At 61.6% G+C, this 14,271-nt stretch carries 13 protein-coding genes; 2 read left to right on the top strand and 11 right to left on the bottom strand.

From position 1 onward, the window contains the following. Nucleotides 1–30: 30 nt before the first annotated feature. The 3 genes from RL_RS02895 to RL_RS02885 form a co-directional block, all read right to left on the bottom strand. A complete protein-coding gene (locus RL_RS02895; RefSeq protein WP_011650339.1) occupies nucleotides 31–1,023 on the bottom strand; it encodes an Hsp33 family molecular chaperone in 993 nt (330 codons plus the stop codon). A gap of 91 nt (nucleotides 1,024–1,114) precedes the next feature. Next, the gene (argF, locus tag RL_RS02890; protein ID WP_011650338.1) at nucleotides 1,115–2,029 is read right to left on the bottom strand and encodes an ornithine carbamoyltransferase; all 915 of its coding nucleotides are present in this window, start codon (nucleotides 2,027–2,029) and stop codon (nucleotides 1,115–1,117) included. A gap of 42 nt (nucleotides 2,030–2,071) precedes the next feature. After that, nucleotides 2,072–3,271, bottom strand: a complete 1,200-nt coding sequence (locus RL_RS02885; protein ID WP_028740449.1) for an aspartate aminotransferase family protein — start codon at nucleotides 3,269–3,271, stop codon at nucleotides 2,072–2,074. Nucleotides 3,272–3,691: 420 nt separating this feature from the next. On the opposite strand from RL_RS02885, the gene RL_RS02880 reads away from it, so the two are divergent. Next, entirely contained in the window at nucleotides 3,692–4,225 is a 534-nt protein-coding gene (locus RL_RS02880; protein ID WP_011650336.1) for a GcrA family cell cycle regulator, read from the top strand. Nucleotides 4,226–4,545: 320 nt separating this feature from the next. On the opposite strand, the gene phoB is transcribed toward RL_RS02880, so the two are convergent. The 8 genes from phoB to phoR all read right to left on the bottom strand — a co-directional run bounded on the left by phoB (nucleotide 4,546) and on the right by phoR (nucleotide 13,137). Continuing rightward, nucleotides 4,546–5,229, bottom strand: a complete 684-nt coding sequence (phoB, locus tag RL_RS02875; protein WP_003545181.1) for a phosphate regulon transcriptional regulator PhoB — start codon at nucleotides 5,227–5,229, stop codon at nucleotides 4,546–4,548. 133 nt (nucleotides 5,230–5,362) lie between these two features. Beyond that, a complete protein-coding gene (gene phoU / locus RL_RS02870; protein WP_011650335.1) occupies nucleotides 5,363–6,076 on the bottom strand; it encodes a phosphate signaling complex protein PhoU in 714 nt (237 codons plus the stop codon). 44 nt (nucleotides 6,077–6,120) lie between these two features. Then, nucleotides 6,121–6,936 carry a phosphate ABC transporter ATP-binding protein PstB gene (gene pstB / locus RL_RS02865; RefSeq protein ID WP_003545178.1) on the bottom strand — a complete coding sequence of 272 codons (816 nt, stop codon included), beginning with the start codon at nucleotides 6,934–6,936 and terminating at the stop codon, nucleotides 6,121–6,123. Nucleotides 6,937–6,951: 15 nt separating this feature from the next. After that, nucleotides 6,952–8,274, bottom strand: a complete 1,323-nt coding sequence (gene pstA / locus RL_RS02860; RefSeq protein ID WP_011650334.1) for a phosphate ABC transporter permease PstA — start codon at nucleotides 8,272–8,274, stop codon at nucleotides 6,952–6,954. Further along, entirely contained in the window at nucleotides 8,271–9,752 is a 1,482-nt protein-coding gene (pstC, locus tag RL_RS02855) for a phosphate ABC transporter permease subunit PstC (protein ID WP_011650333.1), read from the bottom strand. The genes pstA and pstC overlap by 4 nt, the downstream gene beginning before the upstream one ends. 165 nt (nucleotides 9,753–9,917) lie before the next feature. Next, on the bottom strand, nucleotides 9,918–10,952 hold the full coding sequence (locus tag RL_RS02850; RefSeq protein WP_011650332.1) for a substrate-binding domain-containing protein: 1,035 nt from the start codon (nucleotides 10,950–10,952) through the stop codon (nucleotides 9,918–9,920). Nucleotides 10,953–11,423: 471 nt separating this feature from the next. Further along, nucleotides 11,424–11,825: an endonuclease domain-containing protein gene (locus RL_RS02840; RefSeq protein ID WP_011650331.1), complete on the bottom strand. Its 402-nt coding sequence runs from the start codon at nucleotides 11,823–11,825 to the stop codon at nucleotides 11,424–11,426. Between the two features lie 88 nt (nucleotides 11,826–11,913). After that, complete coding sequence (gene phoR / locus RL_RS02835; RefSeq protein WP_011650330.1) at nucleotides 11,914–13,137, bottom strand: phosphate regulon sensor histidine kinase PhoR; 1,224 nt, start codon at nucleotides 13,135–13,137, stop codon at nucleotides 11,914–11,916. 239 nt (nucleotides 13,138–13,376) lie between these two features. Here phoR and ppk2 point away from each other — a divergent pair, with 239 nt between their 5' ends. Further along, nucleotides 13,377–14,258, top strand: a complete 882-nt coding sequence (gene ppk2, locus RL_RS02830; RefSeq protein WP_011650329.1) for a polyphosphate kinase 2 — start codon at nucleotides 13,377–13,379, stop codon at nucleotides 14,256–14,258. The last annotated feature ends 13 nt before the right edge of the window (nucleotides 14,259–14,271 follow it).

Genomic DNA, 14,271 nt, shown 5'->3' with positions numbered 1-14,271 from the left:
ATTGTTCGCTGTGCGTGTCCTTAACCGCGCCTATTCAGCCGGCTGAAGCTCGGCCGGCTCGAAGCGGTAGGTGGTCGAGCAGAATTCGCAGGTGACTGCGATTTCGCCATCTTCCTGGCTGGCCTCGATCTCCTCGGCCGAAAAGCCCTTAAGCACGCCCTTGATCTTGTCGCGCGAGCAGCTGCAGCGGTCGAAGACGGCGCGCGGTTCGTAGACGCGCACGCCGCGCTCGTGGAACAGGCGGAACAGCAGCCGCTCGGTGCCGACCAGCGGATCGGTGAGTTCATCGGCATCGATGGTCTCGACCAGCGAACGCGCTTCGAGCCAGGCATCGTCCTCGCCGTGCGGGCGGCTGCCGGTATCGCCGTCGCCGCCGTGGAGATCCGGTTGGCGCATGCGCTCCGGCGCTTCCGGAAGGAACTGGGCGACGAGGCCGCCTGCCCGCCAGCGATGGCGCGGCTTGCCGGCATCGTCACGGTCGAAGAGCTCGGCCGCGGCAAGGCGGACGCGCGTCGGGATCTGCTCCGACTGGCGGAAATAGACGCCGGCAATGTCTTCCAGCGTGGTGCCGTCGAGCGGAACGATGCCCTGGTAGGGCTGGCTGAACTTGCCCTGGTCGATGGTGAAGGCGAGAATGCCCTTGCCGAGCAATTGCTCCGGCTCGGTTTCGCCCGACTCGATCGCCTTGTTGAGCAGCGCCTGATCGAAACGGGCATAGGCGCGGACATTTTCCGGCGTCGAGAAATCGGCGACGAGAAGATCGACCGGGCCGTCGCCCTTGGTCTGCACCGTGAACTTGCCGTCGAACTTCAGCGAGGTGCCGAGCAGCACCGTCAGCACGACGACTTCGGCAAGCAGCCGGGCAACGGGTGCGGGATAATGATGGCGCTCGAGGATCGCATCGAGCATCGGGCCGAGCTGAACGGCGCGGCCGCGCACATCCAGCCCTTCCACCTGGAAGGGGACGACATGGTCATCGCCGGCGAAATCAAACTGGCCGAGGGCGGCTGCAGCTTCTGCCATGGCTTTTAACTCCTAGTTTTCAGAGCGATGGGTCAGCGTGCCCTTCGCTCACGCGGTCGCGAGTCTGTCTCTCGCGACGTCCGATTATGGTTCAGATCGCGCCCAGGCACCAAGCAAGAATCGACTTCTGCGCATGAAGACGGTTTTCCGCCTCATCGAAGACTACGGATTGCGGACCGTCGATCACATCATCAGTCACTTCCTCACCGCGATGGGCGGGCAGGCAATGCATGAACAATGCATCATTGCCGGCTTTCGCCATCAAGGCCGCGTTGACCTGATAAGGCTGGAAGACATTGTGACCCCGGGCCCGATGTTCCTGATTCATGGAGACCCAGGTATCGGTCACCACGCAATCGACGCCGGCGACCGCACGGTCGGCATCATGGCAAAGCATGATTTCGGCGCCCTCATTGCGGGCCCAGTTCAGATAGTGATCCTTGGGCTCCGAGCCAAGGGGCACGGCCATGTTCATGCGGTAGCCGAAACGCGCAGCCCCTTCGACCAGCGAATGCAGCACATTGTTGCCGTCGCCGGTCCAGGCGATGGTCTTGCCCTTGATCGGGCCGCGGTGCTCTTCGAAGGTCATGATATCGGCCATGATCTGGCAGGGATGGGTGTCATCCGTCAGCGCATTGATCACAGGCACGGTCGCATGCTGAGCCAGTTCCAGCAGCCGCGAGTGCTCGGTGGTGCGGATCATGATTGCATCGACATAGCGCGACAGCACCTTGGCGGTGTCGCCGATCGTCTCGGCGCGGCCGAGCTGCATCTCGGTGCCGGACAGGAACAGCGTTTCACCGCCGAGCTGGCGCATGCCGACGTCGAAGGAGACGCGGGTGCGCGTCGACGGCTTCTCGAAGATCATCGCCAGCATCTTGCCGGCGAGCGGCTTGTCGCCCGTGCCTGCCTTGAAGGCCTGCTTACGGGCGAGCGCATCGTTCATGATCGTTCTGAGATCGGCGGATGTGACCGCCGAAAGATCGAGGAAGTGTTTAGGGCTCATATCGTCTTCTTACCTGTGCTGCGCCCGAAGGCGGCAATTTCTTCAAGCCGTCTTCTTGACCTTGGAAGCGCGAATGCTCTCGGCGGCGCGCTCAATGCGGACGAGCCCCTCGCGGGCTTCCTCGGCGGTGACAACGAGCGGCGGAAGAAGGCGGATGACATTGTCGCCGGCGGGCACGCCGAGCAGATGGGCGGCGCGGATCGCCTGCAGCAGTTCGGCTGAGGGAACCGCAGCCTTGATGCCCAGCAAAAGGCCCTCGCCTCTGATATCCTCGATCACATCGGGATAACGATCCTTCAGCGAGGCGAGGCCCTGGCGGAAGACAAGTGCTACGTCGCGCACCTGCTGGAGGAAGCCATCGGCAAGGATGATGTCGAGCACGGCACTGCCGACGGCCATGGCGAGCGGATTGCCGCCATAGGTCGAGCCATGCGTGCCGGCCTTCATGCCGGAGGCGGCCTCTGCTGTGGCAAGGCAGGCGCCGAGCGGGAAACCGCCGCCGATGCCCTTGGCGACAGCCATGATATCCGGGGTGATGCCCGACCATTCATGAGCGAAGAGCTTGCCGGTGCGGCCGACGCCGGTCTGGACCTCGTCGAGGATCAACAGCAGGCCGTTGTCGTCGCAGAGCTGGCGAAGCGCCTTCATGAACTCAGGCGTGGCAGGACGGACGCCGCCTTCGCCCTGCACCGGCTCGATGAGGATGGCGGCCGTCGCCTCGGTGATTGCGGCGCGGACCGCCTCGATATCGCCGAAAGCCACCTGATCGAAACCCGGCGCCTTGGGACCGAAGCCCTCGAGATATTTCTCCTGGCCGCCGGCAGCGATCGTTGCCAGCGTCCGTCCGTGGAAGGCGCCTTCGAAGGTGATGATATGGAAGCGCTCGGGATGGCCCTTGGAAAACTGGTAGCGGCGCGCCGTCTTGATCGCGCATTCGAGCGCCTCGGCGCCCGAATTGGTGAAGAACACCTTGTCGGCGAAGGTGGCGTCCGTCAGCCGTTTTGCCAGACGCTCCTGGCCGGGGATCTCATAGATGTTCGACAGGTGCCAGACCTTGTCGGCCTGCTCCTTCAGCGCACCGACCACATGCGGATTGCTGTGGCCGACGGAGGTGACGGCGACGCCGGCGCCGAAATCGAGATATCGCTCGCCGCTTTCGGTGATCAGCCACACGCCCTCGCCTCGCTCGAACCGCAGCGGGGCACGAGAATAGGTGTCATAAAGCGGCGCGGCTTCAGCCATGGCGCGATCTCCATCAAAGTTGGCAGGCAATGACTCCGGCTAAGGAAACCAGGCCCGAAAAATCAAAAATGCCGCCTTGCGGCGGCGAGTGGCACTATTTCCTTTTCGCGCTGCAATGTCAACAAAACGGCGCCCTTAGCGTATGCAGCACAGGTGTACAGCGGCATTTTCAGTCTTCAACAGGCATTATTGCAGAAATGCCACGCAGGGGCAGCAAGTTGGGGAAAACTACGAATTCGATTCATCCGGATTCATGCGACTCTTGTCACGGAGTCAGCCTCACACTAGGTTAAAGATCAATTACTAGACTGCATGCGGCGGAACTAGTCACCAAAATTGATCAAGCGTTTCTTGTTTCGGAGCTCCCGGGACAACGGTGAGGGATTCTGCCATCACCAACGCAAAAGGTGGAGACAGGGCATGAACTGGACAGACGAGCGGGTCGAGAAACTCAAGAAGCTTTGGGCCGAAGGACTGAGCGCCAGCCAGATCGCGGCACAACTTGGCGGTGTCAGCCGAAACGCGGTCATCGGCAAAGTGCACCGACTGTGCCTACCGGGCCGTGCCAAGGCCGGCGGCACCAACACCGCGGCGCGAACGCCGAAGCGCAACACATCGGCGCCGCGCGCGCCGAACTACGCCTCCCGGATCACGACCCGCACCGTCACCCGCCAGCAGGGCGCGACGATGCTGAAGGAAGAGATCGAGATCGAAACGATCGAGGAAATGGAATACGTGCCGAGAGGCAATGTGGTGGTGCCGATTTCGCGCCGCCTCGGCCTGACGGAACTGACCGAGCGCACCTGCAAGTGGCCGGTCGGCGATCCGCTGAAGGACGACTTCCATTTCTGCGGCTGCGAGTCCCCCGATAATTCGCCTTATTGCAGCTATCACCAGAAGCTCGCCTACCAGCCGGTCAACGAACGCCGCCGGGCGGCAGCGCGGGCCAGCTGAGCGGGCAACATCGTTAGAATGCAGAAACGGGCCGAGCGGCCCGTTTTTTTATGCGTGGATGGAAGCGCTCATTGCGGGGATGGCTGCCCCTCACCCTAACCCTCTCCCCGTAAACGGGGCGAGGGGACGTGCCACACGAGAGGTGGAGGACGGGGAACGGAGACGTCGCGGCGGGGTCCCTTCGCCCCGCGAGCGGGGAGAAGGTGGCGGCAGCCGGATGAGGGGCAGTCCATCGCCGCGAACCGGACAGTAGCGGTGCAAGCCCGAGCATGACGAAAAAGCCGTCGGCCGACTTTGCCAGCAGACTCAGATGGAAGCCCTCAGGCTTCCATCGAATAGCCGGCGCCGCGGACGGTGCGGATGACGTCCTGCATGTTGGAGAAATTCAGCGCCTTGCGCAGGCGGCCGACATGGACGTCGACGGTGCGCTCGTCGACATAGATATCGTGGCCCCAGACGCCGTCGAGAAGCTGTGAGCGGGAGAAGACCCGGCCCGGCGACGACATCAGGAATTCCAGCAGGCGGAATTCGGTAGGACCGAGGCGAACTTCGCGGGTCTTGCGATGGACGCGATGGGTTTCGCGGTCGAGCTCGATATCGCCGCATTTCAGCACCGTCGACAGCACCTCGGGACGGGCGCGGCGCAGCATCGCCTTGACGCGGGCAACGAGCTCGGGGGTCGAGAAGGGTTTGACGACATAATCGTCCGCACCCGTCGACAGCCCACGGACGCGCTCGCTCTCCTCGCCGCGCGCCGTCAGCATGATGATCGGCAGGCGCTCGGTTTCCGGCCGCATGCGCAGGCGCCGGCAGAGCTCGATGCCAGAGACACCCGGCAGCATCCAATCAAGGATGAGAAGATCGGGTGTGCGCTCCTGAAGCCGCATTTCGGCTTCGTCGCCACGAAGGATGGTATCGACCTCGAAGCCTTCCGCTTCGAGATTGTAGCGAAGAAGCACGCTGAGGGCTTCCTCGTCTTCAACAACTGCAACTCTCGGGATCATGCGTGTCGGTCTCCTCGCGCATGATCCTTAAACCAGGGTGATTTAAGCAATGCATCCTGCGCAAATTCAAAAATTGGCTGCGACCTCTTTGCGCGCCCGGACGGGCGCGCACGCAATTGACGGGTGCGGGCGGTTATTCCGTGACCGCGCCGACGGTATTGGCGCTGTCATCCTTCGGACGATCGCCTTCCGGCTGTGCGCCTGTCGTCATGTAAAAGATCGTCTCGGCGATGTTGGTGGCATGGTCGCCGATGCGCTCGATATTCTTGGCGCAGAAGAGAAGATGCGTGCAGCTGGTGATGTTGCGCGGATCTTCCATCATATAGGTCAGGAGTTCGCGGAACAGCGAGGTGTACATCGCGTCGATCTCGTTGTCGCGTTCACGGATCGCATTGGCCTTGTCGGCTGAACGATTGGTGTAGACATCGAGCACTTCCTTGAGCTGGACGAGCGCCAGCTCGGACAGATGCTCGAGGCCGCGGGCGAGCTTGCGCGGAACGCCGGTGCTTTGGACGGCGATGACACGCTTGGCGGTGTTCTTGCCGAGGTCGCCGACGCGTTCGAGATCGGCGGCGATGCGGATCGAACCCATGATCTCGCGCAGATCCGAGGCCATCGGCTGACGGCGGGCGATCGTCACGATCGCCTTGTCGCCGATTTCGCGTTCGGCGTGATCGAGGATCACATCGTCCGAGATGACCTTCTGCGCCAGCGCGGTATCGCCATTGACGAGGGCGCGCACGGATTCGCCGACCATCTGCTCGGCCAGGCCGCCCATTTCGGAAATCCGCCTGGACAGGAACTTCAGATCATCATCATAGGCAGAAAAAATATGTGTCGATGCCATGGGGCTTTATCCTCGAATAACGGGAAGGCTTGGTGTCGCCAAAATCAACCGAAGCGACCCATGATGTAGTCCTGGGTGCGCGGATCGTCGGGATTGGTGAACATCTTGTCGGTGTCGTTCTCCTCGACGAGGTTGCCGAGGTGGAACATGGCGGTGCGCTGCGAGACACGCGCGGCCTGCTGCATGGAGTGGGTGACGATGACGATCGTGTAGTTCTCGCGCAGCTCGTGGATCAGTTCCTCGACCTTGGCGGTGGCGATCGGGTCGAGCGCCGAGCAGGGCTCGTCCATCAGGATGACTTCCGGGCTGACGGCAACGGCACGCGCAATGCAGAGGCGCTGCTGCTGGCCGCCGGACAGGCCGGTGCCGGATTCGTGCACGCGGTCCTTGACCTCGTTCCAGAGGCCGGCGCGCTGCAGGCTGGTCTCGACGATCTGATCGAGGTCGGCCTTCGACTTGGCAAGGCCATGGATGCGCGGGCCGTAGGAGACGTTTTCGTAGATCGTCTTCGGGAACGGGTTCGGCTTCTGGAAGACCATGCCGACGCGGGCGCGAAGTTCGACGACGTCGATATCGGGATCATAGACATCGTCGGTGTCGAGGGTGATCTTGCCGGTGACGCGGCAGCCGTCGATCGTGTCGTTCATGCGGTTGAGGCACCGCAGGAAGGTCGACTTGCCGCAGCCGGACGGGCCGATCAGGGCGGTTACGGTGTTTTCGCGGACGTTCAGGTTCACATCGAAAAGCGCGCGCTTCTCGCCGTAGTAAACCGAGACATCCTTTCCGATCATCTTATACGGGACGTTGCTCATCTTGTGATCCAGCGCCTTTTCAACTGCAGCTTCCGTCAACATGTTCATGATGTGTAACTCCGTTTACCAGCGGCGCTCGAAGCGACGACGCAAGAGGATGGCGCCCATGTTCATGACGATCAGGAACAGGAGCAGGACGATGATGGCACCCGAAGTACGCTCAACGAAGGCACGTTCTGCCTCGTTGGCCCACATATAGACCTGTACGGGCAGAGCCGTCGAGGGATCGAGCGGTGTCGTCGGCGCGTTGGCGACGAAGGCGACCATGCCGATCAGGAGCAGCGGCGCGGTTTCGCCGAGCGCGTGCGCCAGACCGATGATCGTGCCGGTCAGGATGCCGGGCATGGCGAGCGGCAGCACATGGTGGAACACCATCTGCATTTTCGAAGCGCCGAGGCCGAGCGCTGCGGCGCGGATCGACGGCGGCACGGCGCGCAGTGCCGCACGCGTCGCGATGATGATCGTCGGCAGGGTCATCAGCGTCAGCACCAGGCCGCCGACCAGCGAGGCCGAGCGCGGCAGGCCGATGAAGTTGATGAAGACGGACAGACCGAGCAGACCGTAGACGATCGAAGGGACCGCGGCGAGGTTGTTGATGTTGACCTCGATCAGGTCCGTCAGCTTGTTCTTCGGCGCGAACTCCTCGAGATAGATCGAGGCGGCGACGCCGATCGGCAGAGCAAGGACGAGCACGATCAGCATCAGGTAGAGCGAGCCGATCAGGGCGACGCCAAGGCCTGCGGCTTCCGGACGGCTGGAATTGCCGTTGACGAAAAGGCCGGTGTTGAACTGCTTGTGGAGAGCGCCGCTCGCCTTCAGTTCGTTCATCCAGCCGACCTGCTTGTCGTTGACCTTGCGGTTCTTCTCATCGACCGAGAGATCGATCTGGCCCTTGTTGGCGCTGTCGACATTGGCGTCGGCAAGCACCGTGACATTGATCGTCTTGCCGATGATCGACGGATCGGCCATCACCATATCGCGCAGCTGGATCGGCGCACTCTTCGACAGCATGGCGGTTGCATCGCGCACGTCGGGACGGCTCGAAGCATTGACGTTCAGCTGCTTGACGATCGCGTCACGCAGGAGAACCGGATAATTGGCGGCGATCAGCACCGAAGGGTCGGTCGCACGCTTGTTGTTCGGGTCGATCGTCTTCTCGACGAATTCGATCGGCAGGGTGATCGCCGTCTGCTGGAAGGCGGTATAACCTTTGCCGATCACCGTCCACAGCAGGATGAAGAGGAAGACGAGGCCGAAGGTGATGGCGGCGATGCCGTAGGCCTGGAACCGGCGCTCTGCGGCATAGCGGCGCTTGATGCCGATATCGCGGCGGGCGGGCGCCTTGGAAACGCTGACGCCTGATGTGGGAGAAACAATATCCGTCATTCGTACTGCTCCCGGTATTTGCGCACGATGTAGAGCGCATAGATATTGAGGCAAAGCGTGATGCAGAACAGGGTGATGCCAAGGGCAAAGGCAACCAGCGTCTGCGGCGAGGTGAACTCAAGGTCGCCGGTCAGCTGGTTGACGATCTTGACGGTCACCGTCGTCATCGGCTCGAAGGGGTTGATCTGGATGCGGGCAGCCACACCGGCGGCCAGCACGACGATCATGGTTTCGCCGACGGCGCGCGAGGCAGTCATCAGCAATGCGCCGACGATGCCGGGAAGGGCTGCGGGAAGGACCACCTTTTTGATGGTTTCGGAGCGCGTGGCGCCGAGACCGAGCGAACCGTCACGCAGTGACCGCGGCACGGCGGTGATGATATCGTCCGACAGCGAGGAGACGTAGGGGATCAGCATGATGCCCATGACGATACCGGCCGTCAGTACGCTCTGCGCCTGAATGAAGTTGCTGTAGTTGCCGGACAGAAGGCCGCTGACCTGGGCGGAGAAATCGCGCAGGAACGGGCCGACGGTCACAAGCGCGAAGAAGCCGTAGACGATCGTCGGAATGCCGGCGAGCACTTCCAGCAGCGGCTTGGCGACCGAGCGCACCTTCATCGAGGCGTATTCGGCCATGTAGATGGCGGCAAAGAGGCCGACCGGCACCGCGACCAGCATGGCGACCAGGCCGATATAGATCGTGCCGAGCAGCAGCGGGATCAGGCCGAACTGACCGAAGGACGAGCTGCCGGCGCCGGCAAAGCGCGGATCCCAGACGGTGCCGAAGAAGAAGTCCATTGCGGGAACGGCCGCAAAGAAGCGGGCGGCTTCCGACAGCATGGAGAGCACGATGCCGATCGTCGTCAGAATGGCGATCGAGGAGGCGAGCAGCAGGCCCCAGAGTATGACACGCTCGACCCGGTTGCGGGCACGGAAGCGCGGAGCGATGGAGCGCAGTGCATAGAAGGCGCCTGCGACGGCGAGCGCGAAGACGATCGCCGTCATGGCGATGCGGCTCGTCATGCTCATGGCGTTGAGCGTCCTGGCGGCGTCGATCATGTAAGGCAGCGGCTGGCCGGCAAGCGGCACGCCTTTTTCGAGGAGCTTGGCCTGAAGCGCAGCTGGATCGTTGCCGACCGCCGCAGTTTCATCCGAGGTCAGCATCGTCAGGCCGCGGGCGACCGTCGCCACCGTCGAATAGCCAAGATCCTGCTCGACCGAGACTTGAGCCTGGATGTCGTCAGGGAAAGCGCTGCGAACCGAAGACTGGATGATGCCGGGGCTGATGGAGAGCCAGAGGCCAAGGACGATGAGGGCGGGAAGAACTGCCCAGATCGCCGCATAGGCGCCGTAATAGGCCGGCCGTGAATGCAGTGAGGAGGATCTGCCTCCGGCAAGCGCCGTGGCACGGTTGCGCGCGACCAGATAGGCGGCGACTCCGATCACCACAAGGCACAAAAGTATGATGGATGTGCTCATTCGTTACGTCCCCAGGCCCATAGCCCCAAAAAGCCCGGCAGCTTCGTCAGCTGCCTTCAGCTTCCAATCATGGAGAAGGAATTCAACCCTGCAGCTCCGGAACCGCCGGCGCGCAGGGCATAAGCAATGCCGGCGCGGGCTGAAAGGCACCGCGCCGGCAAAACATTACATAGCCTTACCGGCTTCGACTTCCTTGCGGATCGCTTCGCGCTCGGCATCCGGAGCGGCAACCAGGCCGTATTCGACGAGCGGGCTGTCAGGGCCGATCATCTGGTCGGATACGAAGAAGTTGACGTATTCCTTCAGGCCCGGAACGGCGCCGAGATGTGCCTTCTTAACGTAGAAGAACAGCGGGCGGGAAACCGGGTAGGTGCCGTTGGAGATCGTTTCGGTGGACGGAACGATACCGCTCATGGTCGCAACCTTGAGCTTGTCGGCGTTGTTTTCATAGAAGGAAAGGCCGAATACGCCGAGGCCGGTCTTGTTGGCGGCGATGCGTGCCAGGGTTTCCGGATAGTCGCCGTCGATGTCAACGGCGACGCCGTCCTTGCGGACTGCGACGCAGGCCTTGCCCTGGGCAGCCTTGTCGGCGATTTCCTTGGCGATGACGTCGGTTGCGCCAGAGGCCTTGCAGCCGGCAGCGAGAACGTTCTGTTCGAAGACTTCGCGGGTGCCGTGCTTTTCGCCCGGAATGTAGGCAGCAATATCAACAGCCGGAAGCTTCGGGTTGACTTCCGACCATTTCTTGTAGGGGTTGGCGACGAGCTTGCCGTCGACGACGACCTGGGCTGCGAGGGCCTTGTAGATATCGGCAGGAACGTAAGCGAGATCAGGGTTGGAAGCGTCGGTTGCGAAGACGATGCCGTCATAACCGATCTTGACTTCCTGGATGTCCGTTACGCCGGCAGCCTTGCAGGCTTCCAGTTCGTTCTTGTTGATCGGACGCGATGAATTCGCAATATCGATGGTGTCTTCGCCAACGCCCTTGCAGAATTCCTTCAGACCAGCGCCCGAGCCGCCGGATTCGACGATCGGCGTCTTGAAGTTGGTGAAGGTTTCGCCGAAGGACTCGGCAACGATCTTTGCGTAAGGCAGGACGGTGGACGAACCAGCGACCTGAATCTGGTCGCGGGCGACGGCGGCGCCAGCGAAAGCAGCAGTTGCAGCGAGCGCGGCAACGGTGAGCTTGAAGGTGTTCATGTAAATCTCCCGGCATTTGGGCTTGTGTGAGTGCGGCCTTAGAGAGGCCCTCGCATTGCCTTTTTTCATCGGCGAGACTCTCTTAGCGCTGTAAGCACCGTCCTTTTATGACAAACCGATGAAACATTTATGACAGCTTAAGTCTCTGATTTATAACGCTATATTTTAAATGGACCGTTCGATCATGTCGGGCGACCGGCAAAGTTCGGCGGTCAATCCACCTCGCGTTGTAAAAACGGCTGTAGATAGGCGAAAGGTTGCTGGCACTTTCCGCTTGCGTCCTCTTGTCAAGGTCGTTCCGCGTGATTTGCATCCGGCTGCCGTCACCGTCCTTCGGACCCCCGCTCGCGAGGCGAAGGGACATGCCGCAACGTCTCCATTCCCTGCCCGCTCTCGCATGGCACGTCCCCTCTCCCCGTCTTTTACGGGGAGAGGGTTAGGGTGAGGGGCAAGCCACACGGCAAGCCATCGCTAGTCGCTTGCAGCCGGAAAGAACCGCAAATCCGCCACCTCGACACGCGCGGTCAATCGCCCGTCGCAGATTGCCAGAATAGTATCCAGCACCGATGGCAGCGCTCTCAGCACGTCCACATTCCAGAAACGAACAACCGACCAGCCATCGCCGGTCATGAAGACATCACGAATGCCGTCTCGTCGACTTTCCGCATGTTGGCTGCCGTCGATTTCGACGACAAGGCGCAGTTCACGGCGGGCGAAATCTGCAAAATAGGGACCGATCGGCAATTGTCGGACAAACTTGTTTCCGTTGAGCCGCCGATCGCGCAGCTCATTCCACAGTCTGTCTTCTGCATCATTATCCGACTGACGCAGCGATCGCGCTCGGGCGGTGGTTTTCGGTTTGGGACCTCTCATGAATGTCCTTCCGTGTGATTTGCCCCTCACCCTAACCCTCTCCCCGTTTTACGGGGAGAGGGGACTACGTCTGAGGCTGCCTGTCACGTCAAAAACGGACAGTAAAATCGGTGCCCTTGCCGACTTCCGACCTGACGATCAGACGCGCCCGGTGGCGGGTGAGGATATGTTTGACGATGGCAAGGCCGAGGCCGGTGCCCTTCTTCGAGCGGCTGTCCTCGATGCTGACGCGATAGAAGCGCTCGGTCAGGCGCGGCACATGCTCGGCCGGAATGCCCGGCCCCCTGTCGACGATGCTGACCTCGACCGGCTGGCCGGCTCCGTTCTTCAGCCAGACATCGACGATCTCGCCCTCCTGGCCGTATTTGCAGGCATTTTCCATCAGGTTCTCGAAGACCTGGACAAGCTCGTCACGGTCTCCGAGCACTTCGACCTTGCCGTCGGGCAGATGCAGGTTGATGTCAACGCCGACATCCCTTGCCAGCGGCAACAGCGCATCTCTGACATGGCCGAGCAGCGGCACCAGATCGACCTTCTCATCCGGCGCGATGTGCGATTTCAGCTCCAGGCGCGAGAGCGACAGCAGGTCGTCGACCAGCCGGCTCATGCGCGTCGTCTGGTCGAGCATGATGTTGAGGAAACGCGCCTGCGCCTTCAGATCGTTCTTCGCCGGCCCCTGGATGGTCTCGATGAAGCCGCGCAGCGAGGCAAGCGGCGTGCGCAGCTCATGGCTGGCATTGGCCACGAAATCCGAGCGCATGCGGTCAATGCGGCGGACCTCGGAGATATCCCGGAAGGACAGGATGAAATAGCGCTCATGCGGCCCGTCTCCGGCCGCGAATTCTATGGGCGCGCTGCGCACGATATAGACGCGCTCGGAGGGCAGCCGCTCGGAATGCTCGATCTGGTTCGGCGCGTTGGTGGCGATGGTTTCGCGCACCATGTCGAGCACGCCGGGCGAGCGCAGGCGGGCCGATATATGGGCGCCGAGCGCCACTTCGCCAAAAGCTTTCTCGGCAGCGCGGTTCTGGAAGAGCACCGAGGCATCGTCCGACAGCACCATGACCGGGATATCGAGGCCGGAGAGCGTGGCGGAAACTTCCGGCAGGTGGCTTGGCAGCACCTCCGGCTCGATCTCCACCGGCGGGGCCGGGTCGGCCGCGATGACCGGGGCCTCATTAAAAAGCGCGGTGAGGATCATCACAAGCAGGAGGCCAAGCACGACCCATTTGTTCATGCCGGCGGCAAGCGCAGCGAGCGCGCTGAGGATTGCCGCAAGCAGCACCGGCCGCTCGCGCCTTATGCGCGCCAACAGGCTTTTTCTCCACGGAGTTTCGTCTTGCAAGTGCCCTCGCGGCGTCGATTCGTTTTCTTGATATTGAACTCTGCCTGATAGCGGCAATTCATGACAGAAGTTTTCGGGCTGCTGCTCAGATGCGAAGGGCCGCAGCAGAAACCGACGAAAATTGCCGGCCGACCGCGAAAGATTTGATTTTCAACGGTAACTATGTTCGCCTGCGGGAAGAGAACAATCAGGCTGAGGAGGACCATATGGGCGAGACCGTCGAAAGCAGGGCCGTGGAGCTGGATATCCACGGAAACAAGCGCATCTTCGACGTCGACGATCCGGTCCTGCCGGTATGGGTGGACGAATATGCGCTGGCATCCGGCGATTTTCCCTACAAGAAGAAGCTCAAGGAGGAAGACTATCTGGCGCAGCTGCAAAAGCTGCAGATCGAACTCGTCAAGGTGCAGTTCTGGCTGCAGGCGACCGGCAAGCGGGTGATGGCGCTGTTTGAGGGGCGCGACGCTGCCGGCAAGGGCGGCGCGATCTCGGCCTCTTCGGCGCATATGAACCCACGCCTTGCGCGCGTCGTGGCGCTGACCAAGCCGACCGAGCGCGAGCAGGGGCAATGGTATTTCCAGCGTTATGTCGCGCAGTTTCCGACATCAGGCGAATTCGTGCTGTTCGACCGCTCCTGGTACAACCGCGCCGGCGTCGAACCGGTCATGGGCTTCTGCACGCCGCAGCAATATGAGGACTTCCTCAAGCAGGCGCCGCAGCTCGAAAAGATCATCGCCCATGAGGGCATCTTCTTCTTCAAATTCTATCTCGATATCGGCCGCGAGATGCAGATCAAGCGCTTCCACGATCGCAGGCATGATCCGCTGAAAGTCTGGAAACTGTCATCCATGGATATCGCGGCGCTGACGAAATGGGGCGATTACAGCGACAAGCGCAACCGGATGCTGAAGGAAACCCATACGGATTTCGCGCCCTGGACGGTGATCCGCGCCAATGACAAGCGGCGGGCGCGCCTCGAGCTCATCCGCCACATGCTGAACAAGATGGATTATGACGGCAAGGACAAAAAAGTGCTGGGCACGGTCGATACGGAGATCATCGGCTCAGGGCCAGGTTTTCTGAAATAGGGCACCGATCGCA

The sequence above is a fragment of the Rhizobium johnstonii 3841 genome, assembly GCF_000009265.1.
GTDB lineage: Bacteria > Pseudomonadota > Alphaproteobacteria > Rhizobiales > Rhizobiaceae > Rhizobium > Rhizobium acaciae.
The sequence above is the reverse complement of the archived record's forward strand: the minus strand, read 5'-3'. Positions and strand labels throughout refer to the sequence as shown.